The following is a 20,924-nucleotide window of genomic DNA, read 5'->3' on the forward strand; positions in this document are numbered from 1 at the left end:
GGGGCGTAAGCTCCCGTCACCTGAACGGGGGAAGATCAGCAAGAGGGGGCAACACCATGTCAACGACGCCTATTTACGACGACCTCCTGCGCGAGCTCGAAGGCATCGCGCAGGAGGCCGGTTTGACCAGCTCGGAGCCCACTTCCGAGCCCGTCAAGTCGTAGGGATCACTTCGGAGGGGCGATCAGTTCGGCGGGCACCGGCTCGTCCTTGCTGATCAGGTCGAAGAGCTGCGAGGCCTTCTCCTTGTTCCACTGCACGACCGACTGGCCGCCGATCGTCGGGGTTCCCCCGACGGGCACCGTGCCGCTGGTCGCATCGCTCATGTTCAAGGCGACGCTCGCCAGATGCCACACGTGGTCGTCGGTGTTCACCGACACCGAACCGGCCGCCGCGTTCATCAGCGGGATGACGCGGAACGGGTTCGCGAGCGTGGCCGGGCTCTTGACCTTCTCGAACAACGCCGACAGGAACTGCCGCTGGTTCTGCACGCGCTGCAGGTCAGCGGTCGCGAACGCGCGGGTCCGCACGAACCCGAGCGCCTGCGGGCCGTCGAGCTCCTGGCAGCCCGCTGCCAGGTCGATGCCCGCCAGCGGGTCCTTGATCGGCTGGTCGATGCAGATGTCGACACCGCCGACCGCGTCGACCATGTCGGAGAACCCGCCGAAGCCGATCTCCATGTAGTGGTCGATCCGCACGCCGGTCGCGCCTTCAACGGTCTTCACGAGCAGTTGCGGACCGCCGAACGCGTACGACGCGTTGACCTTGTTGCGGCCGTTGCCCTCGATCGCGACGTAGGAGTCACGCGGGATCGACAGCAGCACCGGCTTGGCCGCGCTGTTGTCCGGCAGGTGCAGCATCATGATGGTGTCGGTGCGCCGACCGGCCGCGTCGCCGGTGGCGAGCGCGTCCTTCTGCTCCTGCGTCAGGCCCTCTCGCGCGTCCGAACCGACGAGCAGCCACGTGGTGCCCGGCGTCTCCGCGGGACGGCCCTCGTAGTCCGGCAGCGCGTCGATCCGCTTCAACGACGAGTCGACGTAGAAACCGAATCCGACGGTGCCCAGCACCAGGACGAGCAGCAGCACCAGAATGACGCGTCCAGGACGCCTCTTCTTCTTCATCGGCCGCTGCGGCGGCATGGGACGCCGCGGCTGCTGGTAGCCGTGGTGATACCCAGCGCTCATGTGTCGCCAACCCCGATCGCGTTAGTTTCGCTTTGCACCTAGGGACGCGGTTCGTCCGTTCAGGTTGCGAGGAACCTACCTGGGCGGCAGCACCAACGCTTCGAAGAGCCGTGTGACCTCGGCATACGGGTCGTCGGTGAAACCCGTATGCGCAGGTGAGGTCTGGACGATGGTGCTGCGGGGCGCCGTCAGCCAGCGGAAGCGTTGCCCAACCGTTGTCCTGCTCACCGGACCGGCGTCGGCAGTGCCGTCGCACGAGTTCGTGAGGTGCTTCAGCGAGGTTTCCAGCATTTCGACGTCCAGCAGCGGGTCCAGCGCCCGCAACCGCTCACCGTCCACATAGGTCTTCGCGCACAGGAAGTCCAACGGGGCGCAGTAAACGATGACGCCGACGTTCATGAACTCGCCCCGCTCCTGCCGCGGCACCGCCCGCAGCAGCGCGTACTCAAACACGTGCGGCACGCGCGGCCTCCAGCGAGTCGACCCAGCCGCGGTTGGCGAGGCGGTAGGTGAAGAAGTCCAGGTAGCGCTGCCGCACTTCGGCCGGATCGCCTTCCAGCCACTCGTCCGGCACCAGTGCCAGCACCTCGGCGAGCAGCTCCGGCGTGATCCGGTCCGCCATCTCCGCGTCCACTTCGGACACCGACGCCGCGTTCGGCAGCATCGCGTGATCCGACGCGTCGTACCGGTATTCCTTGGTGGCCGGGCGTTCCTGGCTCCACGAGTAGTGGAAGTAGAGCGCGGCGCCGTGGTCGATCAGCCACGGTTCGCGGTGCCACAGCAGCATGTTCGGGTTGCGCCAGCTGCGGTCCACGTTGAGCACCAACGCGTCGAACCACAGCAGCTTCGTCGCGAGCTCGACACCGGGGTCGCGCACGATCGGGTTGAAGTCGAACGAGCCGGGCAGGTAGTCGAAGCCGATGTTGAGGCCGCCACTGGCCCGCAGCAGCTCCTGGACCTCCTGGTCGGGTTCCGCGCGCGCCAGCTCCGGGTCGAGGTGCACCAGGACGATCTCCGGTATGCGGAAGCCCAGCCGCCGGGCCAGTTCGCCGACGACGATCTCGGCGACGAGCACCTTCACGCCCTGTCCCGCGCCGCGGAACTTCACCACGTACATACCCAGGTCGTCGGCCTCGACCAGCCCCGGCATCGACCCGCCCTCGCGGAACGGCGTCACGTACCGGGTGGCCGTGACCTCCCTCAACGAACTCCCTGCCACATTCACCGGGGCATGATCACACGAAGGCCGCCTGGAAGCCGAGCAGGATTGCGCCCCAGCCGCCCTCACCGCTGACGCCGTCGCGGACCCGTTCCGGCTTGGTGAAGTGCCGCTCGAACGCGCTGTGCACCAGTTCGACGCGCGTGCCGGAGCCCTCAGGTGTGAAGGTGATCTCCACGACGGAGGCGCGCGCCGGGTCCGGGTCGTAGTCCCAGTCGCCGTTGAGGTGCCAGGCGAGCAACAGCCGTGACGGCGGCTCCCACACCTTCACCGACCCCCACTCGCACTCCGCGCCGTCGGTGCCGATCTCGTACCAGCGACCGCCCTCACGCGGTTCGACGACGACGTCCTTCAGGTCCGCCTCGCCGATGTGGTGCGCCGGCGGCCACCACCTCACGAACTTCTCCGTGAACACCTTGAACGCGTGGTCCGCGCCGGCGTTCACCAGCACCGACCTCCTGACCTCTGTCATTCTTCCTCCACCACCGCAGCGAAGTTCGCGAGTGCCTGACCCCAGACGTCGTCGAGGTAGTCGCGCAGCGCGGCCACCCCGACGTGGTCGACTGAATACCGTCGACGAGTGCCGTCGGCCTGGACGCGGACCAGCCGGGCCTGTTTGAGCACCTTGAGGTGCTGGGACACGGCCGGCCGCGACACTGGCAGCTCGGCGGCGATCTCCCCCACCGCCCGCGGCCCGGCCACGAGCAGCGTGAAGATCTCGCGGCGGGTCGGATCGCCGAGCGCCGCGAACGCCGTTTGGTAAGTCTCCACGAACGGTAAGTCTGAACTTACCTACGGCCGGAAGTCAACGCCTCGAAGTACGCGGCCTGCCCGGCCCTGTTCGGGTGGTAGGAGTCGGCGGTCGGACTGACCAGCGCGTTGATCCACGGCTCACGCGAGCAAACGCCGTGGTCCGCAAACGTTTCCCTGACGTCGACGTACCGCGCACCGGCGCGGGAAGCCGCCTCCGCGATCTCGCCGGACAGCTGGTCAGCGGCATCGTTGAGCGCGGCACGTTTGACGACGGACAGCGTCCGGCACTGATCGTTCGGCGTGAACAGCCGCGGATAGCCGAGGACGACCAGCCGGGCGTTCGGCGACGCCTCCTTGATCGTCGTGTAGGCGGCGTCGAGCCGGCCGGGCAGCTGCGAGTGGATGAAGTCGACCGCTTTGGCGACGCGGGAAGAGCAGGCGCCGTCGCCCTTGAGCGTGCAGGTCGTCAGCACGTCGACGAACCCGAGGTCGTTGCCGCCGATGGTGATCGTGACGAACGTGGTGTTCGGCGTGAGGGCCCGGAACTGCGACCTCAGCGACTTCGTGGTCGCCCCGCTGCACGCGACGAACTTGAAGGACGGGAAGTCCTTGCTCTGCAACGCCGGATAGGCGTTCGAACTTCGGCGACACGAACCGTCCACATAAGAACCAGCGCCCGCCCCGGACGCGTAGGAGTCGCCGAGTGCGACGTACTCCGGCGCGATCGGTGCGGGCGCCAGCAAAGCGACTGCGAGTACTCCAGCCATAAGACCCATGAGGCCTGGAGTACCAGTGTGGACGGTCGACTAGAAGAGCATTAACCCAGTCGTGTGGGCAGCACGCAGACCGGGATCGCGGTCTGCAGCGGCGTCCCGGAGGGCGTCAGCTTGCCGGTCGCCTTGTCCACCGCGAACGACGTCACGTTGTTCGAGTTCTGGTTGGCCGCGAACAGGAACGCCCCGGACGGGTCGAACGTGACGTGCCTCGGGTACTTGCCGCCGACCGGCGTGTGCCCGACCAGCGACAGCTCAGGGCCGTTGACCGCGAAGTGCGCCACGCTGTCGTGCCCGCGGTTGGACAGGTACACGTACTTCCCGTCGCCCGAGACGAGCACCTCGGCCGGGTAGTTGCGCACGCCACCGGACGGTGCGGTCTTGAGCACCTGGCCCGGCGTCAGCCGCCCGTCCGCATACGCGCAGGACACGATCGTCGAGTCCAGCTCGTTCGCGACGTACGCCGTCCTGCCGTTCGGGTGGAACGCGATGTGCCGCGGTCCGGCGCCCGGCTTCAGCTTCGCCGTCGAGACGAGCTTGAGCTGGCCGTTGACGAACGAGTAGACGAACACCGAGTCCGCGCCGAGGTCGACCGCGAGCGCGTACTTGCCCGCCGGGTCGAACACGACGTGGTGCGCGTGCGGACCTTCCTGGCGTTCCTTGTCCGGCCCGGAACCCTTGTGCTGCACCTTCTGCGTGCGCGCGCCGAGGCTGCCGTCCGGATTGACCGGGAACACGCTGAGCGAGCCGGACGAGTAGTCCGCGGTGATCAGGAACTTCCCGGACGGGTCCAGCGTCAGGTGGCACGGGTCCGCGCCGCCGGTCGCCTGCTTGTTGACCACCTTGAGCGTGCCCGCGTTGATCGCGGTGACCTCGCCCTTGGTGTTCTCGTTGACCGCGTAGAGGAACCGGCCGTCGCGCGACTCGATCACGAAGGACGGGTTGACCACGCCCGTGATCACGCCTGTCGTCTTCAGCTGCCCGGTCACGGTGTCGTAGGTGCCGATGCCAATGCCCTTGGCGCCACCGCTCCACGTCGTGTACGCGCCGAAGAACACTCTCCGCGTGGCAGGCGCCGCTTCAGCGGTTCCTCTGGTCATCAGCAGTCCAGCTCCTACGCCCATGGCTCCGAGAAATCGTCGCCGGTCCACACCCACGTCCGCACCTCCGGGAATCTCTCGTCGGCGGCGCAGCCCACAGTGGCCTAGACCATCGCGGTCAGGCAATAGGTGCAATGAAGATTGCGTCTAGCGCAATGGGTCGGCGGAGATCAGCCGGGCCTTCTCGGCCTCGATGTCGTAGACGGGCGGCGGGAACTTCGGGTCCATCTCGCGCATGGTCTCCAGCAGCAACCGGCTCACAGCCCAGTTCCGGTACCACTTGCGATCAGCGGGAACGGCGTACCAGGGCGTGTCAGCGCAGTTCTTCAACGCCTGCGTGTACGCGTCCTGATACTTCGACCACTTCGAGCGCACGTCGATGTCGGCCGGGTTGTACTTCCAGTGCTTGCGCGGATCGTCCAAACGGGCAAGCAGCCGTTCCTTCTGCACCTCTGGCGAGATGTGCAGGAAGCACTTGACGACCGTGATGCCGGAGTCCGCGAGTTCCTGCTCGAACGCGTTGATCTCCTTGTAGCGCCCCCGGATCTCCGCCGCCGTCAGCAGGCGCTCCACCTTGGGCACGAGCACGTCCTCGTAGTGAGAACGGTCGAACGCGCCGATGCGGCCCTTGTCGGGCAGCACCTTCTTGATCCGCGTGAGGAAGTGCTGGCGGCGTTCGGCGGGCGTCGGTTTCTTGAACGACGCGATGCGCACGCCCTGCGGGTTCACCAGGCCGACGACGTGCCTGACCACGCCACCCTTGCCCGAGGTGTCCATGCCTTGCAGCACGAGCAGCACCGCGCGAGAGTTCTCCGCGTAGAGCGCTTCCTGCAGGCCGTCCAGCTCGGTCCCGGTGTCGGTGAGGTCCTCGGCCGCCTCCCGCTTGCTCTTGGGACCGATCGGCCGGCCGGCCGGGTCGAGCGTGGAGAGATCCACCTCGTCGAGGCGCAGGGCTGCACGAACCGACTTCTTCGCCATCAACAGACCGTAGCGATTCACCGCCGATTCCGCCCGCTGTGCAAGGACTCACCACTGATTGGTGAATCTACGCAACGAACTGAGGCAGTGCGCAACGCTTCACGGTCGAAATCGCTTGTTCCGGACCCTAGCCTTGGAGGATGACCGCCATCGCTGACCACCACACCGCGGGAACCATGAATCCGGCTAGCGCTGACTACATCGCCCTCGACGAGGAATGGAGCACCCACAACTACCACCCGCTGCCGGTGGTCCTGTCGCACGGCGAGGGTTCGTGGGTCACCGACGTCGAAGGGCGCCGCTACCTGGACTTCCTGTCCGGCTACTCGTCCCTGAACTTCGGCCACCGCCACCCCGCCCTGGTGGCCGCCGCCGTCGAGCAGCTCGGCCGCGTCACGCTGACCAGCCGCGCGTTCCACCACGACCAGTTCGGTCTGTTCTGCCGTGAGCTCGCCCAGCTCACCGGCACCGAGATGGTGCTCGCGATGAACTCCGGCGCCGAGGCCGTGGAGTCCGCGATCAAGGTCGCGCGCAAGTGGGCCTACCAGGTCAAGGGCGTGCCCGAGGGCACGGCCGAGATCATCGTGGCCGGCTCCAACTTCCACGGCCGCACCACCACCATCGTGTCGTTCTCGACCGACGAGACGGCGCGCAACGACTTCGGGCCGTTCACGCCGGGCTTCAAGGTCGTCAAGTACGGCGCCCTCGACGAGGTCGAGTCCGCGATCTCGCCGCGCACCGCCGCCATCCTGATCGAGCCGATCCAGGGCGAGGCCGGCGTCGTCGTGCCGCCCGCCGGCTACCTGGCCGCGATCCGCCGGCTGTGCGACGAGCACAACGTCCTGATGATCGCCGACGAGATCCAGTCCGGGCTCGGCCGCACCGGCACGTTGTTCGCTCTCGACCACGAGGGCGTGCGCGCCGACCTCTACACGCTGGGCAAGGCGCTCGGCGGCGGCATCCTGCCGGTGTCCGCCGTGGTCGGCGCCAAGGCGGTGCTGGGCGTGCTGAAGCCCGGCGAGCACGGGTCGACGTTCGGCGGCAACCCGCTCGCGTGCGCGGTCGGCCGTGCCGTCGTGCGGCTGCTGGAGACCGGTGAGTTCCAGGAGCGCTCGCGCGAGATGGGCGCCTACCTGCACGCCGAGCTGAACAAGCTGGTCGGTCACGGGGTGGCCGAGGTGCGCGGGCGCGGACTGTGGGCCGGTGTCGAGATCGCGCCGGGCGGTCCGGTCGGCCGGGCGGCCTCCGAGGCGCTGTCCGCGCGAGGAGTGCTGTGCAAGGAGACGCACGCGTCGACGCTGCGGGTCGCGCCGCCGCTGGTGATCACGCGCGACGAGATCGACTTGGGCGTTCAGGCGATCGCGGAGGTCGTTCGTCCCGATTTGGGATGATTTCACGCCTGTCCAGGTCACAAATGCGGCGGACGAGCCACCTGGTTCGTCCGCCGCAGGCATGATGACTCTTATGGGTGAACGCGTGAGAGCTGAGGCAGCCGCGGCGCTGGGCACTTGGACTGAGCCCGACGAGGTCTACGCGCGGGGCCGCGCGTTGCGGTCCTCTGTGGACTTCAGGTCGCACCGCACCGCCTCGCTGGCCCCTGACCGGCCTTCGGTGCTGGAGTTCATGCGGGCCAGCAACTCCGGGCGACTCGAACACCTCATCCCGTTGCGCGTCGGCCGGATGCTCGCCAACCCGTTCGCGTTCTTCCGCGGTGCCGCCGGGCTCCAGGCCGGCGACCTCGCGACCGGATGTGCGACCGGGCTTCACGCTCAGTTGTGCGGTGATGCACACGCAGCGAACTTCGGCCTCTACGGCACGCCCGAGGGCCAGATCGTCATGGACATCAACGACTTCGACGAGACGCTGCCCGGCCCGTGGGAATGGGACCTCAAGCGGCTCGTCGCCTCGCTGGTGCTGGCCGGCCGCACCGGTGGCGTGTCGGACAAGGGCTGCCGTGACGCCGCCGAGGACGCCGTGCGCGCGTACCGGGGCACGATCCGGCACCTCGCCGAGATCCCGTTCATGGACTCGTGGACCGCCCTGGGCGACGAGTCCACGCTGTCGAAGGTCAAGGCCGACGACCTGCTCAACGACTTCTCCAAGGCCGCCGAGAAGTCGCGCAAGAACACCAGCGCCCGGTTCGCCGCGAAGTGGACCGCGCACGACGGCGAGAAGTGGCGGTTCATCACGAACCCGCCGACCTTCACGGACGTCACCCCTGCCACCGAAGAGGCCGTGATCGCCGCTCTGCCGTCCTACGTGGACACTCTGCGCGAGTCACGGACCAACCTGATCATGCGCTACGGCGTGTCGGACGTGGCGTTCCGCGTCGTGGGCACCGGCAGCGTGGGCCTGCGCAACTACCTAATCCTGTTGCACGGCAACGGTTCCGAGGCGTTGGTGCTGCAGGCCAAGGAAGCCAGGCCGTCCGCCCTGCAGCCGTTCCTGGACGTCGAGCCCGCCAAGCACGAGGGCAAGCGCATCGTGCACGGCGCGCGGCTCGTGCAGGCCGAGACGGACATCCTGCTGGGCTGGACGACGATCGAGGGCCGTCCGTTCATCGTGCGGCAGTTCCGCAACCGCAAGGGCGAGATCGACGCGACCACGTTGAAGCGCGACGACCTCGACGACTACGGCCGCTTCGCAGGTGCCTTGCTGGCCCGCGCGCACACGCGTTCGCTCGATCCCCGCCTGCTCGCCGGGTACTTCCAGAACGGCGGCGGCGACGACCTGGACGAGGCGTTCGCGAAGTACGCGTTCGACTACGCCGACCAGACCGAGGCCGACCACGAGGAGCTGACCAGGCTGGTCAAGAACGGCAAGCTGCCCGCGATCGTCGAGGACCGCTGACGCGCCGACGGCCCGCGCACGTCCGGGGGCAGCCGGGAACTTCGCTTAGCCTGGGATCATGAAGATCCGCCGCGCCGCCTCCCCCGACGACGTGTTCGCCGCCGCGCACCTGTTCGACGCGCCGCCGCGGCCCGACGCGACGTCCCGGTTCCTGGCGCAGGATCACAGCCACCTGCTGATCGCCTACGTCGGCGACCAGCCGGCCGGTTTCGTGTCCGGCGTGGAGACCACACATCCGGACAAGGGCACCGAGATGTTCCTCTACGAGCTGGGCGTGGACGACGCGTTCCTGCGCCGCGGCATCGGTACCGCGCTGGTGGAGGCCCTGAGATCCCTTGCGACGGAACGGGGTTGCTACGCGATGTGGACCGGCACCGCCGCGGGTGACACGGCGGCGCAGGCCACCTACAAGAAGGCGGGCGGGGCGATCGACGACGGCGCCTTCGTGTCCTGGGAGCTCTAAGTCCAGACCGGTTCGTCTACTTCGGACACCTTGCCGTCCGCCCGGAAGTGCAGGAACCGGTCGAACGACTTGGCGAACCACCTGTCGTGCGTGACCGCGACGACCGTGCCCTCGAAGTCGTTCAGCGCGTTCTGCAACGCCTCCGCCGACGCGAGGTCGAGGTTGTCCGTCGGCTCGTCGAGCAGCAGCAACGTGGCCCCGGACAGCTCCAGCAACAGGATCTGGAACCGCGCCTGCTGCCCTCCGGAGAGGTTCTCGAACCGCTGGTCACCCGCCTTGTCGAGCCCGTAGCGGCTCAGCACGGACATCGCCGCGCCCCGATCCTTGCCCGAACGCCGGCCCTCGCCGTGCCAGAGGATGTCCACGAGCGAGCGGCCGAGCCACTCCGGGTGCTGATGCGTCTGCGCGAACAGTCCGGGCACAACGCGCGCGCCGAGCTTCCACGCGCCGCTGGTCCGCACGTCGTCTCCGCCGAGCAGCCGCAGGAAGTGGCTCTTGCCCGACCCGTTGGCGCCCAGCACCGCCACCCGGTCGCCGAAGAAGATCTCCTGCGAGAACGGCCGCATCAGCCCGGTCAGCTCCAGCTCCTCGCAGGTGATCGCGCGAATGCCGGTGCGCCCGCCCTTGAGCCGCGGGTTGACCTGCTCGTCCTGCGCGATCTCCGGCGGCGGCCCTGCCTCCTCGAACCGTTGCAGCCTGGCGGCCATGACCCGGTACTTGGGCGCCATCGACTCGTAGTACTTCGCCTGCTGCTGGAGAGTTCTGACGAGCTCTTTCAGACGCTCGTGCTCCTCGTTCCAGCGACGATGATCTTCTTTGAGCTTCTCGATGCGCTTGTGGCGTGCGGCGTGCCAGGTGCCGAACGAACCCGGATGCGTCCACGCGGAGTGCGCCTCAACGGTGACAACGTGCGTCGCGGCGTTGGCCAGCAGCTCGCGATCGTGGCTGATGACGAACACGGCCTTGTCGGTGGCCTTCAGCCGTTCTTCGAGCCAGCGCTTGCTGGGGACGTCGAGGTAGTTGTCCGGTTCGTCGAGCAGCAGCACCTGCTCGTGGCCGCGCAACAACGTCTCAAGAACCAGCCGCTTCTGCTCGCCGCCCGACAACGTGCGCACCTCGCGGAACCGTGCCCGGTCGTAGGGCAGGCCGAGTGCGGCGACGGTGACGGTGTCCCAGAGGACCTCGACGTCGTACCCGCCGGCCTCGCCGTAGCTGGTGAGGGCGTTGGCGTACCGCATCTGGGCGGCTTCGTCGTCGGTGTCCATCAACGCGAGCTCGGCGTCGTCAAGCTCCTCGGCCGCACGTCGCAGCGCTTCAGGAGCGACGGACAGCAACAGGTCGCGCACGAGTGACTCGTCCCGGACCGAGCCGATGAACTGCGGCATCACCGCCAGCCCGCCCTGCACGTGCACACTGCCCTGCTTGGGGATGAGCTCGCCGGACAGGATCCGCTGCAGCGTCGTCTTGCCCACGCCGTTGGCACCCACCAGCGCGACAACAGCGCCGCCGCTCACCTTGAACGAGACGTCCCGAAACAGCTCTCTGCCGTCCGGCAAGGCGTACGCGAGCCCGTTCGCTTCCAGATAACCCACGCCGCAGATGGTCGAGGTTGTGCCGTTCAGGCGCCAGCGAGTTTCCGGTTACCGAAACCGGATCGGGTACCTCTGCAGCACCAGCACGCCGGCCGTCACCAGGAGGCACTGAAAGGCGGGGCCGAACGCACCGATCACCATCAGCAGCACCGTGAGGCCACCGAAGACGAGCAGGAGCGCGTAAATCAACCACGGCCGCACCTTGCGGTTCATGGTGCGAGCGAGTCTCGGTTCATCGGCTAACAACCGCTGCTCGATCTCCTCGAGCGAGCGGCGTTCGGCTTCACTCAGCATGGGTGCCTCCGGAAGACGTCGGGACGTCATCATTCCCGCTCGTCACCCAGTGGATACTCGAACGCCGCCGTAGTCAAACTCGGACTTGGCCAATCAGTCATACTCCCGCGCATGCCTGGGGGATATTCGAAGAAGCTCGCGCTCAGACTCGACGCTCAGCAGTACGCCGCGTACGAGGGCACGCCGCCCACCCGCCCCGAGTGGACGACGGCCCGCGCCGCTCTGGTCGCGTTGTCCGCGGTGCTGGTGCTGATCGTGTCGGGACTCGCCCTGTTGGGCGGATGGCTCGTGGTGCGGGACTTCCCGTCGTTCTTCTCGATCGTCGCGGGGATCCCGGTACTCCTGGTCGCGTGGGCGTTGCGGCCCCGGCTGTGGAGTGCGGAAGACGTGTGGCATGAGCTGCACCGCGACGACGCACCAGTGTTGTTCGCGCTGCTCGACCGGATCGCGACGGCAGCAGGTACGCGGATGCCGGACCGGGTAGCGCTCGACGCCGACTTCAACGCGTCCGCAGGGACCCACGGGTGGCTCCGGAAGCGGACGCTGACGATCGGCCTGCCGTTGTTCGGGGTGCTCACGCCCCAGCAGCGGGTAGCAGTGCTGGGGCACGAGTTCGGGCACTTCGTGAACGGCGACCCGGCGCGCGGCCTGCTCACCCAGCCCGCGGTGCGCACACCGTTGATCCTGGCGGATCTGGTGCGGCCGTCGGAGGCGTTCGTCAGCGACACTCTGTGGGGCCAGCTCGCCGAACGGGCGATGTGGCCGTTCCAGATGCTGTTGCAGCGGTTGTTCCTGCTGATCGGCAGCGGTGTCATCGCGGTCGCGGCGCGGGACCACCAGCGGGCGGAGTACTGCGCCGACGCCCTCGCCGTCCGGCTGGCGGGCACGGCGGCAACCGAGGCGTCGATGATCGACCTCGCGTCCGCCGAGCAGCTGATGGGCTCGATCGCGGCCGTCGAACGCGGCACCCAGGCGAACGCCGAGACGGCCCGCCGCAACCATCCCGGTGCGGCGCGGTGGCGGGAAGCCGCGGACGCGTGGCGGGCCTCGGCGGACGTCGCCGACGTGCTGGACAGGTCGGTGACGGAGAAGGCCTCGTTGTGGCACGACCATCCACCGGCAGGGCTGCGCGCCCGGATCGTGAAGTCGTGGCCGTACACCGATCCGTCCGTCGTCCTCAGCGACGCCGACTCGGCGAGGATCGACGCCGAGCTGCACCGTTTCTACGCCCGTGCGGGACGGGACATCGCCTGGTCAGCGGCTTAGCGCGACCAGCCGGGAGACCGCGCGCAGGTACTTCTTGCGGTACCCGCCGCGCAGCATCTCCTCGGTGAACAGGTCCGACAGCGGCTGCCCCGACACCGCCACCGGGATGTCACGGTCGTAGAGGCGGTCGCCGAACGCCACGAGCCGCAGCGCCACCGACTGGTCCGGCGCGGGCTTGACGTCCTTGAGGTGCACCGCCGAAACACCGTCGACGAGCCTGCCGTACTTCGACGGGTGGATGCGGGCGAGCGCTTTGCACAGCTCGTCGAAGTCGTCGATGGTCGAGCCCTGGGTGTTCGCGGCCTTGTTCATCAGTTCCGAGTCGGACATCGGCGGCGGGGCGTCGGGCAGGCCGCGGTGGCGGTAGTCGGGGCCGTCGACGCGCACGACGTCGAACTTCGAGGACATCGACTGGATCTCGCGCAGGAAGTCGGCCGCGGCGAACCGGCCCTCGCCGAGCTTGTCCGGCAGCGTGTTCGAGGTGGCGGCGACGAACACGCCCGCCGCGATCAGTTCCTTGATCAGCCGCGTGACCAGCATGGTGTCGCCGGGGTCGTCGAGCTCGAACTCGTCGATGGCGAGCAGCTTGTGGGCGCTCAGCCGTTTGACGGCCTCGGGAAAGGTCAGCACGCCGACGAGGTTGGTCAGCTCGACGAACGTGCCGTACGCCTTGGGGCCGGGGACCGCGTGCCACAGCGAGGCGAGCAGGTGGGTCTTGCCGACGCCGAAGCCGCCGTCGAGGTAGAGGCCGAGCTTGCCCTCGTCGTCCTTCGATCCGAACAGCGACCACTTCTTCGGCTTCACGCTGACCCGCGCGGCGAACAGGCGGCCGGCCTCGACCGCGGCGGCCTGGCTGGGCTCGTCCGGGTTGGGGATGTAGCTGTCGAAGCTGACGTGGTCGAACCTGGGTGGCGGCACCAGGTTCTCGATCAGTTCGTCAGCCCCGATCTGGGGATCCCGGTCGGACAGGCGCATGCCCGCAGCCTATCGGCGTGATGGGATGTGTTCGTGCAGATGTTGTGGCCCTCACCGGGCGTTGAGATGACCGACACAGCCCTCGAGTCGCTCTACGCCTATCCGCCGGACCAGACGTGGGTGACCGCGAACTTCGTGTCCAGCGTGGACGGTGCGGTGTCGGTCGACGGACGGTCCTCCGGGCTGGGTTCGCCCGCCGACAAGCACATCTACTCGCTCGGGCGGGAGCTGTCCGACGTCGTGCTGGTCGGTGCGGGAACCGTGCTGATCGAGGGGTACCGGGGCGCCCGCAGGCAACCGCCGTTGCCGATCGCCGTGGTGACCGCACGCGGAACGCTGACGCCGGACCTGCCGCTGTTCACCGACACCTCGGTGCCGCCGATCGTGATCACCTGCGCGTCCGCCCAGCTACCGCCACTGCCCGCCGAGGTGATCATCGCCGGGGACGACCAGGTCGATCTGGGCGTGGCCGTCGCCGAACTCGCGGCGCGGGGCCTGCACAAGATCAACCTGGAAGGCGGGCCGCGGCTGTTCGGGACGATGGTCGCCGACGGCCTGGTGGATGCGCTGAACTTGACGGTGTCGCCGCTGCTGGCGGTGGGCGACTCCACGCGGATCGCACACGGCGCCGTGATCCCGCCCGTGGACCTGACGCTGGCCTCGGTCCTGCGGGCGGACGACGTGCTGTTGCTGCGGTATCAGCGGCGAAATTCCAGCTGAAGAGGCAGTATGGCGCGCGTGGACCTACCGCTGACGCCACCGTTGCAGCCCATGCTCGCCACCGCGGTCGACGGTATACCGGATACCGCAGACCTGTTGTTCGAGCCGAAGTGGGACGGTTTTCGCTGCGTGGTGTTCCGCGCGGGCGACGAGGTCCTCCTGCAGTCCCGCAGCGGCAAGCCGCTCAACCGCTACTTCCCCGAGGTCGTCGCCTCGATGCTGGAGGTGCTGCCCGAGCGCGTCGTCGTCGACGGCGAACTGGTCGTGGCCAAGAACGACGAGCTCGACTTCGACGCGCTGTCCGAACGCATCCACCCGGCCGCCTCACGCGTGACGATGCTGTCCGAGTCGACGCCGGCCACGTTCGTCGCGTTCGACCTGCTGGCCCTGGGTTCCGAGGTCCTGCTGGAGTCGCCGACGATCGCCCGCCGCGAAGCACTGCTGAAGCTGCCGGACCTGAACATCACCCCCGCGACCACCTCGGTCGAAACGGCCCGCGAGTGGTTCACTCTCTTCGAAGGCGCCGGCCTCGACGGCGTGATGGGCAAGCTGCAGGACGGCCCGTACACGCCCGGCAAACGCTCGATGATCAAGGTGAAGCACGCCCGCACCGCCGACGTCGTGCTGGCGGGCCTGCGCTGGCACAAGGACACCGAACCCGGCACCGCCGTCGGCTCGCTGCTGCTGGGCGTCTACGACTCGAACGACCTGCTGCACCACATCGGCGTCTGCGGCTCGTTCAAGGCCGCCGAACGCCGCTCACTGGCGGCCGAGCTCGCACCGCTGATCACCGAGTCCGACTCGCACCCGTGGGCGAACCCTCAGCCAGGACAACGGATTCCCGGCGAAATCAACCGGTGGCGCGGCAAGCAGGCCGAGTACGTCGCACTGCGCCCCGAGCGCGTCCTGGAGATCCACTACACCCAGACCGAGGGCGAACAACCCGTGCGGCTGCGGCACAACGGCCAGTTCGCCCGGTGGCGCCCGGACCGCGAGCCCCTGTCGTGCCGCTACGACCAGCTGGAGATCCCGGCCCGTTACGACGTGGCGTCGGTGCTGAAGGGCGAACTCCGGGCGCGCTGACCGAGATCGCGACCGTCCTCGCCAACGGTCCGCGTGACCTTCCAGCCGTCATACCTCGCGTCCGAGTCCTGGGCGATTCGTTCCATCTGACGTTCAGCCCGGCTCACTTCGGCTGCCACGAGCGACAGCGTGCCGAACGCGGCGACGTGCCAGTAGCCGTCACCGGTCGCCTCTTCATCCACGACGACATCGGTGATCGCCAACTCGCGCAAGGCACTCACGACGGGCCGCCGGGTGAAGCCCCGGCGACGAGAAGATGTGAGTCACCGCGACCGGCGCCGGCAGGTTCCGGCCAGCTCGCTTCGCGTACACCAGCAGAGACCAGCCACAGCGCGACCACTACACGCCCGAGCTACACGTCGGGCCGCGCCGTCCGCGTGCTGCCGACCGAGGCGATCACGACACAACACACGGCGACCCACTGCGCCGGCTTGAGCTGCTCCCCCAGCAGCACCAGGCCCGCCACCGCGGCCACCGCCGGTTCCATCGACATCAGGATCCCGAACACGCGCGGCGGCATGCGGCGCAGCGCCTCCAGCTCCAGCGAGTACGGGATCACCGACGACATCAGCGCGACCGCGACCGCCGCCGCGAGCACGACCGGGTCGAGCATCGCGGTGCCCGCCGACGAGATGCCGAACGGCAGCGCGACCGCCGAGCCCACGACCATCGCGAGCGCGAGGCCCTTGCCGTCGTTCGACCTGCTGCCGAGCTTGGCCGCCAGCAGGATGTACCCCGCCCAGCACGCGCCCGCGGCCAGCGCGAACAGCACGCCCGTCCACAACAGACCGCCCTGCACGCGGGTCAGCAGCACCACGCCGGCGCCCGCGAGCAGCACCCACACGCCGTCGAGCCAGCGCCGTGAGCCCGCGACCGCCACCGCCAGCGGGCCGAGGAACTCGATGGTCACCGCCGCGCCGAGCGGGATGCGTTCGAGTGCCGCGTAGAAGCAGAGGTTCATCGCGCCGAGGACCACGCCGTAGCTCACGACGACCACGAGTGTGCGGCGGTCCATCCGCAGCGACGGGCGCCAGATCGCGACCAGCACGATCGCGGCGACGACCAGCCGCAACGTCACGGTGCCCGCCGCGCCCGCGACGGTGAACAGCTGCTTCGCGAGGGCCGCGCCCACCTGCACGCTGACGATGCCGAGCAGCACGAGCGCCGTCGGCGGGATGCCGCCCATGAGCCGGGCGACGGGGAGCCGATCAGCGTGAGCCATGGTCCTCATCCTGACTCACGCATTTCCCGCCGGGCATCCGAATAAGAGGAAGCTGGAGCGTGTGAAGACCTCTCAGGCACCACCCGTTCGTGTCATGCGCGTGATCAGCCGGGTGAACGTCGCCGTCTACCGGCTCACCGGTGGACGCGTGATGGGCACGCTCAACGGCTGCCCGATCTGCCTGGTCACCATGACCGGCGCCAGGTCGGGGAAGCGGATCACCCTCCCGTTGATGTGCACGCAGGACGGCGACGACGTGATCCTGGTGGCGTCGATGGGCGGCGCGCCGAAGAACCCGCCCTGGTACTACAACCTGAAGGCGCATCCCGAGATCGAGATCCAGCTCGGGTCCCACCGGCGGGCGATGCGCGCGGCCGAGGCGGACGACGAGCAGCGGGAGCGGCTGTGGCCGGTGGCGGTGCGGGCGTACCCGCCGTTCGCGGAATACCAAGAGCGCACGACGCGGCGGATCCCGATCTTCGTCTGCTCCCCCGCCTGACTCACCGCGTCCATCCAAGAAGCGGACGAACTCGTCGTTGAGTCAGGGCACAAAAGCGGTGCCCTGACTCACCGCATTCTCACCTGGGCCGTGCGACGCTCGTCTCCCGGAGTGTGAACGAGAGTGAGGAATTCTGTGCGTCGCGCTGCCTTGGCCCTACTGGCAGTGAGCGTGCTGACGGCGTGCAGCGCGGGACCCTCGAACAGGCCGGTGATCGCGGTCAAGGGTGAGGAGAACCAGCCCGTCGACCAGAGCGCGCTCGCGGGGCCACAGCCCGTGCCACCGCTCAGCGAGTACAAGACGGACTCGCTGGCGTGGACGGCGTGCAACGAGCAGATGAAGGACCGCCTCGGCGCCGACGCACCCCAGGGTGACCAGAAGTACGAGTGCTCGCGCATGACCGTCGTGCTCGACCCGCCGGGACGTCCCGGCCGCGGCACCCTCGGCATCGCGTTGATGCGCGTCGGCACGGGCAAGAGCGCGCTGGTCGTCGTGAACGACCCCGGCGGCGAGCCCGGCACGATGAAGGCCGCGCGGCTCGCGGCGACGTTGCCCAAGGAGATCCTCAGCACGTACACGATCATCGGCATGGACAGTCGCGGCACGGGCCGTTCGGACGGCATGTCGTGCGTGCCGCAGGCGACGCGCGCGCAGCTCGTCGAGTACGACCCCGCCGAGACCGAGCAGTCGAACCTCGTGGTCGCCGCGGGCGAGGCGGCGCAGGAATGCGTGCTCGACCTCGAAGGCAGGCTGACCGCGTTCGACTCGTGGCGCGCGGCCGCCGACCTCGAACGCCTCCGCGACCACCTGGGCACCGAGCGCCTCAACACCATCGGCCTGGGCGAGGGCTCGCGCGTCGTCACGACCTACGCCCAGCGCTACCCGAGCCACATCGGCCGCACGGTCCTCGACGGCGCCCCGGACCCGACGCTCGACCAGGTCGGCGTCCTCGAATCCCGTGCGGTGGCGGCCGAAGCGACGTTCGCCGCGTTCGCCACCGACTGCAAGACCCGCGGCTGCGCCCTGGCGAACCCGCGCGAGGACGTCCAAGCCCTGCTGACCCAGCTGCGCACCACGCGCATCCGCGGCGAGTACGTGGACCTGACTCCCGGCTCCGCGCTGAACGCGATCCTCGCCGGCCTGGCTGACCGTTCGCGCTGGCCGCGGCTCACCGACGCGCTGGTGAAGGCCCGCGCGGGCGACGGCAGCGGCCTGTTCGCGCTGCTCGACCCGCTCGTGAACGACCTCGACGAGAACCCGCCGCGCTTCGACGCGGGCCTGGTCGTCAGCTGCAACGACACCTCGACCCGCATCCCGCCGGACCGGGTGAAGGCGCTGACCGCGGACTGGCAGGGCAAGCACGCCCTGTTCGGCGCGCTGTTCGCCCGCCAGCTGCTGCACTGCAACCCGTTCCCGCCGCCCAAGGCCGAGAAGGTCGACGCGCTGAAGAGCGCGCCGCCCATCGTCGTGCTCAGCACGGCCAACGACCTCTCCACCCCCGCGCCCGGCACCGAGCACGCGGCGCAGCGGCTGCCGGGGTCGGCGTTGATCGGGTGGCAGGGCAGCGGGCACGGAGCTCTGGGCTTGTCCGGGTGCGCGACCACGGCGGTGCGCGAGTACCTGATCGACGGGAAGGTGCCGTCGAACGGCACCGTCTGCCCGCCCTGATCATGATGCTGGGGAGCGTTCCGCGTGACCACGACGCGGAACGCTCCCCAGCCGAATCTTGGTGTCAGCAGCTCGAACAGCAGCCGCAGCCGGGACCCGTGCACCCGGAACAGCACCCACACGTACCCATCAGGGCCTCCCCGTCCTCCAAGCCGGACCTGCGCGGGACCTCCGCGCATCCCACGGTCCGCCCCGGCACCAGCCCTGGGAACCCCTCTCACCCGAACGCGTACGGACAACTACCGGCGAGTCGCAGCGCGTGACGCCGCTACGCGCCCAGGTCGTCCAAAGCCTTCTGCGCAGCCTCCAGTTCGGCGCGCAACTGCTCCACCCGTGCCAGTTGCTGAGCACGCGCCGCGTTCAGAACGCCCTCGACGATCTCGGCGACCTCGGGCGTCAGCAGCTTCGAGGCCTGCGACACCGAAGCAGGTGACACCGGGGTCGGGCGGACCGCCCTTCTGGTGCCCTGCAACACCTCCACGGTCCACTCGCCGTCGCCCGTCGACACCAGGGTCACCGTGACCTCGGGTGTCGCACCCTTCGACGACGGCTTGCGCGCGGGCTTCGCGGCGGCAACGGGCTCGGCCGCGGGAGCGGCCGCGGGTTTCGGCTTGGGGGCCGCGGGCTTCACCGGCGCCTCCGGGACGTAGGGGTGGATGATCTCAGTCTCGCGCGGCGGCTCCGGTGACGCAGGAGGTGGGGTCGCCGGCTTCTTGCGCGGCGGGGGTTTCTCCAGCGTCAGCTCGGCCGGGGAGAAGGACATCTCGTCCTTCGACCCCGTGGGCCGGACCTGGATGAAATCTCCCTCTTCCGGGTCGGTGAACGCCAGCAGCTTCGCCGACCTCCCCGCCTCCATGCCCACCGCGGCCGCCGTGAACCACACCAGCGGCTGGGTGCCTCCATCCAGCTGCGAGCGCAGGCTGTCGACGTCGTCCGCCGACAGCCCGCTCTTCTTCGCCATCGCGCTGCCTCCCCAACCGTTCGAACACCTGTGCCCCAGCATGCCCTACACCCCTGACAATTCTGAGCACCGGGTCGGCAGCAAGATCACTAAGGGTTCCCGTTGGTTCCGCAGATGTAGCCCGCGTTGATGCAGTTGCGGACCCGTCGTTCCAGCTCGGCGGGGTCCCACGCGTTCATGAAGTCACCGTGGAACGTGTAGCCGGGCGCGTTTGTCACGTTGACTCCGCCGACCGTGCCTCCCAATGACAGCCCGGCACCGTTCACCGGATAGGTGATCAGCAGCTCCAGCCGCGGCACCACCACCGGATGCGACGACGGACAGACCAGCCCCACCGCGAACGTCATGTGGTCACGATGGTTCGCCGAGTCGAGATCCCTGCCGTTCCAACAGGTCGGGAAGTCCAGGTAGGTCTCGACCTTGGTGCCGGAAGGGCAGACCAGGAAGTCGCGGCTCGACGGCGACTGCGTGGTGCACGACCACCGCGCCGCGGGATTCTCCGCAGACGACGTGGCCTTGGAATTCCCCACCACGTAACGCAACCCCTGCGGATGCGCGACCGCCCGCGTGCGGTCGTGAATGCCCTGGTAGTAGATCGTCACGCTGTCCGGCGCGACGGGCTGACCGTTCTTGTAAAGCGTCGGCACCCAGTACGCCGACTTGTCCGAGATCGGATCGCAGTTCGTCGCCCCGGCCCGCAGCGACGTCAGCGTCGAGAACGCGTTCGTCGTCCGGTTGCCGAAGAACTCGTGCATGTGGGAGACACCCGACTGGTTCTGGAACACGATCGGGTCGTTCTGCCCGCGATGACTGGCCGCACAGGTGACCCGGAACTCGGAGCCCGGTATCGCCTGCTGCTCGACCATCGCCCGCGCCTGCTCAGCGCTGTAGACGTAACTGTGCCCCGCGTGCGACACCGCCGGCCGCTGTCCCACCACGAGTCCTGCCGCCACGAGCGACACCGCCACCGCCGCGATGCCGATCGCACCTCGAATCCGCACGTGCATTGAAACTCCTCTCGCACCACAGTGTGTGAGAGCGCTCTCATGACAGGTACGGTAAACCCGATTGCCTACGCATGTCCACGTGAGGGTTGCTCAGTCTTCTTCGGCGCGCAGCCGGTACTCACATCCGTACTCGACCGCGTACGACAGGTCGTAGACGTGCACGATCTTGGGCCCGCCGTGCAGGTGCACGTGCGTGACGGTCTGCTTCGGGTCCTCCGGCGCGGACGGCAGCGAGTCGACCCGGCCGTCGAGGGGACCGCCGACGTACCGCACAACATAGGCCTGGGACATCGCGACCTCCTCTCTTGTTCGTCTCA

At 68.6% G+C, this 20,924-nt stretch carries 24 protein-coding genes; 8 read left to right on the forward strand and 16 right to left on the reverse strand.

Annotation, left to right across the window (positions count from 1 at the left end):
• Nucleotides 1-167 precede the first annotated feature (167 nt).
• From SK803_RS16365 to SK803_RS16400, 8 genes are all read right to left on the reverse strand, one after another.
• Nucleotides 168-1,184 carry an LCP family protein gene (locus tag SK803_RS16365; RefSeq protein WP_319966854.1) on the reverse strand — a complete coding sequence of 339 codons (1,017 nt, stop codon included), beginning with the start codon at nucleotides 1,182-1,184 and terminating at the stop codon, nucleotides 168-170.
• 75 nt (nucleotides 1,185-1,259) lie between these two features.
• A complete protein-coding gene (locus SK803_RS16370; RefSeq protein ID WP_319966855.1) occupies nucleotides 1,260-1,646 on the reverse strand; it encodes a DUF3037 domain-containing protein in 387 nt (128 codons plus the stop codon).
• A complete protein-coding gene (locus SK803_RS16375) occupies nucleotides 1,630-2,388 on the reverse strand; it encodes a HipA family kinase (RefSeq protein ID WP_319966856.1) in 759 nt (252 codons plus the stop codon). Before SK803_RS16375 ends, SK803_RS16370 begins: the two co-directional genes overlap by 17 nt.
• A 31-nt stretch (nucleotides 2,389-2,419) precedes the next feature.
• Entirely contained in the window at nucleotides 2,420-2,875 is a 456-nt protein-coding gene (locus SK803_RS16380) for an SRPBCC family protein (protein WP_319966857.1), read from the reverse strand.
• Nucleotides 2,872-3,174, reverse strand: a complete 303-nt coding sequence (locus tag SK803_RS16385) for an ArsR/SmtB family transcription factor (protein WP_319966858.1) — start codon at nucleotides 3,172-3,174, stop codon at nucleotides 2,872-2,874. Before SK803_RS16385 ends, SK803_RS16380 begins: the two co-directional genes overlap by 4 nt.
• A 17-nt stretch (nucleotides 3,175-3,191) precedes the next feature.
• Nucleotides 3,192-3,923, reverse strand: a complete 732-nt coding sequence (locus SK803_RS16390) for an SGNH/GDSL hydrolase family protein (protein ID WP_319966859.1) — start codon at nucleotides 3,921-3,923, stop codon at nucleotides 3,192-3,194.
• A 50-nt stretch (nucleotides 3,924-3,973) separates the two neighbouring features.
• Nucleotides 3,974-5,029, reverse strand: a complete 1,056-nt coding sequence (locus SK803_RS16395; RefSeq protein ID WP_319966860.1) for a lactonase family protein — start codon at nucleotides 5,027-5,029, stop codon at nucleotides 3,974-3,976.
• A gap of 147 nt (nucleotides 5,030-5,176) precedes the next feature.
• The gene (locus SK803_RS16400) at nucleotides 5,177-6,007 is read right to left on the reverse strand and encodes a PPK2 family polyphosphate kinase (RefSeq protein WP_319966861.1); all 831 of its coding nucleotides are present in this window, start codon (nucleotides 6,005-6,007) and stop codon (nucleotides 5,177-5,179) included.
• Between the two features lie 140 nt (nucleotides 6,008-6,147).
• Between SK803_RS16400 and rocD the strand changes: the two genes are divergently transcribed.
• The 3 genes from rocD (at nucleotide 6,148) to SK803_RS16415 (ending at nucleotide 9,320) form a co-directional block, all read left to right on the forward strand.
• On the forward strand, nucleotides 6,148-7,398 hold the full coding sequence (gene rocD, locus SK803_RS16405) for an ornithine--oxo-acid transaminase (protein ID WP_319966862.1): 1,251 nt from the start codon (nucleotides 6,148-6,150) through the stop codon (nucleotides 7,396-7,398).
• 73 nt (nucleotides 7,399-7,471) lie between these two features.
• The gene (locus tag SK803_RS16410) at nucleotides 7,472-8,857 is read left to right on the forward strand and encodes a DUF2252 domain-containing protein (RefSeq protein ID WP_319966863.1); all 1,386 of its coding nucleotides are present in this window, start codon (nucleotides 7,472-7,474) and stop codon (nucleotides 8,855-8,857) included.
• A 58-nt stretch (nucleotides 8,858-8,915) separates the two neighbouring features.
• Complete coding sequence (locus SK803_RS16415; protein WP_319966864.1) at nucleotides 8,916-9,320, forward strand: GNAT family N-acetyltransferase; 405 nt, start codon at nucleotides 8,916-8,918, stop codon at nucleotides 9,318-9,320.
• Here the strand turns inward: SK803_RS16415 and SK803_RS16420 are convergent.
• Together SK803_RS16420 and SK803_RS16425 are read right to left on the reverse strand one after the other, a co-directional pair.
• Nucleotides 9,317-10,912 carry an ABC-F family ATP-binding cassette domain-containing protein gene (locus tag SK803_RS16420; RefSeq protein WP_319966865.1) on the reverse strand — a complete coding sequence of 532 codons (1,596 nt, stop codon included), beginning with the start codon at nucleotides 10,910-10,912 and terminating at the stop codon, nucleotides 9,317-9,319. The genes SK803_RS16415 and SK803_RS16420 overlap by 4 nt on opposite strands.
• A 48-nt stretch (nucleotides 10,913-10,960) precedes the next feature.
• Nucleotides 10,961-11,206 (reverse strand): DUF3040 domain-containing protein, encoded by a 246-nt coding sequence (locus SK803_RS16425; protein WP_319966866.1) that lies wholly within the window; start codon nucleotides 11,204-11,206, stop codon nucleotides 10,961-10,963.
• A 111-nt stretch (nucleotides 11,207-11,317) separates the two neighbouring features.
• On the opposite strand from SK803_RS16425, the gene SK803_RS16430 reads away from it, so the two are divergent.
• Complete coding sequence (locus SK803_RS16430; RefSeq protein ID WP_319966867.1) at nucleotides 11,318-12,472, forward strand: M48 family metallopeptidase; 1,155 nt, start codon at nucleotides 11,318-11,320, stop codon at nucleotides 12,470-12,472.
• Here the strand turns inward: SK803_RS16430 and zapE are convergent.
• Nucleotides 12,461-13,447, reverse strand: a complete 987-nt coding sequence (gene zapE / locus SK803_RS16435) for a cell division protein ZapE (protein ID WP_319966868.1) — start codon at nucleotides 13,445-13,447, stop codon at nucleotides 12,461-12,463. The two genes, SK803_RS16430 and zapE, sit on opposite strands and share 12 nt — an antisense overlap.
• Before the next feature lie 66 nt (nucleotides 13,448-13,513).
• Here zapE and SK803_RS16440 point away from each other — a divergent pair, with 66 nt between their 5' ends.
• Together SK803_RS16440 and SK803_RS16445 are read left to right on the forward strand one after the other, a co-directional pair.
• Nucleotides 13,514-14,167 carry a pyrimidine reductase family protein gene (locus SK803_RS16440; protein ID WP_319966869.1) on the forward strand — a complete coding sequence of 218 codons (654 nt, stop codon included), beginning with the start codon at nucleotides 13,514-13,516 and terminating at the stop codon, nucleotides 14,165-14,167.
• A gap of 9 nt (nucleotides 14,168-14,176) precedes the next feature.
• Nucleotides 14,177-15,250 carry an ATP-dependent DNA ligase gene (locus tag SK803_RS16445; protein ID WP_319966870.1) on the forward strand — a complete coding sequence of 358 codons (1,074 nt, stop codon included), beginning with the start codon at nucleotides 14,177-14,179 and terminating at the stop codon, nucleotides 15,248-15,250.
• Here SK803_RS16445 and SK803_RS16450 read toward each other — a convergent pair.
• Both SK803_RS16450 and SK803_RS16455 read right to left on the reverse strand, forming a co-directional pair.
• A complete protein-coding gene (locus SK803_RS16450) occupies nucleotides 15,205-15,471 on the reverse strand; it encodes a ribonuclease E inhibitor RraB (RefSeq protein WP_319966871.1) in 267 nt (88 codons plus the stop codon). The genes SK803_RS16445 and SK803_RS16450 overlap by 46 nt on opposite strands.
• A gap of 131 nt (nucleotides 15,472-15,602) precedes the next feature.
• On the reverse strand, nucleotides 15,603-16,472 hold the full coding sequence (locus SK803_RS16455) for an EamA family transporter (protein ID WP_319966872.1): 870 nt from the start codon (nucleotides 16,470-16,472) through the stop codon (nucleotides 15,603-15,605).
• A 61-nt stretch (nucleotides 16,473-16,533) separates the two neighbouring features.
• Between SK803_RS16455 and SK803_RS16460 the strand changes: the two genes are divergently transcribed.
• Nucleotides 16,534-16,971 (forward strand): nitroreductase family deazaflavin-dependent oxidoreductase, encoded by a 438-nt coding sequence (locus SK803_RS16460; RefSeq protein WP_319966873.1) that lies wholly within the window; start codon nucleotides 16,534-16,536, stop codon nucleotides 16,969-16,971.
• Between the two features lie 165 nt (nucleotides 16,972-17,136).
• A complete protein-coding gene (locus SK803_RS16465) occupies nucleotides 17,137-18,639 on the forward strand; it encodes an alpha/beta hydrolase (RefSeq protein ID WP_319966874.1) in 1,503 nt (500 codons plus the stop codon).
• 268 nt (nucleotides 18,640-18,907) lie between these two features.
• Here the strand turns inward: SK803_RS16465 and SK803_RS16470 are convergent, their stop codons facing one another.
• The 3 genes from SK803_RS16470 to SK803_RS16480 form a co-directional block, all read right to left on the reverse strand.
• Nucleotides 18,908-19,600 (reverse strand): DUF6319 family protein, encoded by a 693-nt coding sequence (locus SK803_RS16470; protein WP_319966875.1) that lies wholly within the window; start codon nucleotides 19,598-19,600, stop codon nucleotides 18,908-18,910.
• A gap of 89 nt (nucleotides 19,601-19,689) precedes the next feature.
• On the reverse strand, nucleotides 19,690-20,607 hold the full coding sequence (locus tag SK803_RS16475) for a DUF1996 domain-containing protein (RefSeq protein ID WP_319966876.1): 918 nt from the start codon (nucleotides 20,605-20,607) through the stop codon (nucleotides 19,690-19,692).
• 90 nt (nucleotides 20,608-20,697) lie between these two features.
• Nucleotides 20,698-20,898: a hypothetical protein gene (locus tag SK803_RS16480; protein WP_319966877.1), complete on the reverse strand. Its 201-nt coding sequence runs from the start codon at nucleotides 20,896-20,898 to the stop codon at nucleotides 20,698-20,700.
• Between the last annotated feature and the right edge of the window lie 26 nt (nucleotides 20,899-20,924).

Origin of the sequence: Lentzea miocenica, from assembly GCF_033949945.1 — a bacterium.
Classification (GTDB): Bacteria; Actinomycetota; Actinomycetes; order Mycobacteriales; family Pseudonocardiaceae; genus Lentzea; species Lentzea miocenica.

Coding starts and splice junctions, on each gene's coding strand:
- SK803_RS16410 (WP_319966863.1), top strand. CDS start 7,472: ATGGGTGAACGCGTGAGAGCTGAGGCAGCCGCGGCGCTGGGCACTTGG.
- SK803_RS16380 (WP_319966857.1), bottom strand. CDS start 2,875: ATGACAGAGGTCAGGAGGTCGGTGCTGGTGAACGCCGGCGCGGACCAC.
- SK803_RS16470 (WP_319966875.1), bottom strand. CDS start 19,600: ATGGCGAAGAAGAGCGGGCTGTCGGCGGACGACGTCGACAGCCTGCGC.
- SK803_RS16430 (WP_319966867.1), top strand. CDS start 11,318: ATGCCTGGGGGATATTCGAAGAAGCTCGCGCTCAGACTCGACGCTCAG.
- SK803_RS16445 (WP_319966870.1), top strand. CDS start 14,177: ATGGCGCGCGTGGACCTACCGCTGACGCCACCGTTGCAGCCCATGCTC.
- SK803_RS16440 (WP_319966869.1), top strand. CDS start 13,514: ATGACCGACACAGCCCTCGAGTCGCTCTACGCCTATCCGCCGGACCAG.
- SK803_RS16425 (WP_319966866.1), bottom strand. CDS start 11,206: ATGCTGAGTGAAGCCGAACGCCGCTCGCTCGAGGAGATCGAGCAGCGG.
- SK803_RS16415 (WP_319966864.1), top strand. CDS start 8,916: ATGAAGATCCGCCGCGCCGCCTCCCCCGACGACGTGTTCGCCGCCGCG.
- SK803_RS16455 (WP_319966872.1), bottom strand. CDS start 16,472: ATGGCTCACGCTGATCGGCTCCCCGTCGCCCGGCTCATGGGCGGCATC.
- SK803_RS16365 (WP_319966854.1), bottom strand. CDS start 1,184: ATGAGCGCTGGGTATCACCACGGCTACCAGCAGCCGCGGCGTCCCATG.
- SK803_RS16390 (WP_319966859.1), bottom strand. CDS start 3,923: ATGGCTGGAGTACTCGCAGTCGCTTTGCTGGCGCCCGCACCGATCGCG.
- rocD (WP_319966862.1), top strand. CDS start 6,148: ATGACCGCCATCGCTGACCACCACACCGCGGGAACCATGAATCCGGCT.
- SK803_RS16395 (WP_319966860.1), bottom strand. CDS start 5,029: ATGACCAGAGGAACCGCTGAAGCGGCGCCTGCCACGCGGAGAGTGTTC.
- SK803_RS16480 (WP_319966877.1), bottom strand. CDS start 20,898: ATGTCCCAGGCCTATGTTGTGCGGTACGTCGGCGGTCCCCTCGACGGC.
- SK803_RS16475 (WP_319966876.1), bottom strand. CDS start 20,607: ATGCACGTGCGGATTCGAGGTGCGATCGGCATCGCGGCGGTGGCGGTG.
- SK803_RS16400 (WP_319966861.1), bottom strand. CDS start 6,007: ATGGCGAAGAAGTCGGTTCGTGCAGCCCTGCGCCTCGACGAGGTGGAT.
- zapE (WP_319966868.1), bottom strand. CDS start 13,447: ATGCGCCTGTCCGACCGGGATCCCCAGATCGGGGCTGACGAACTGATC.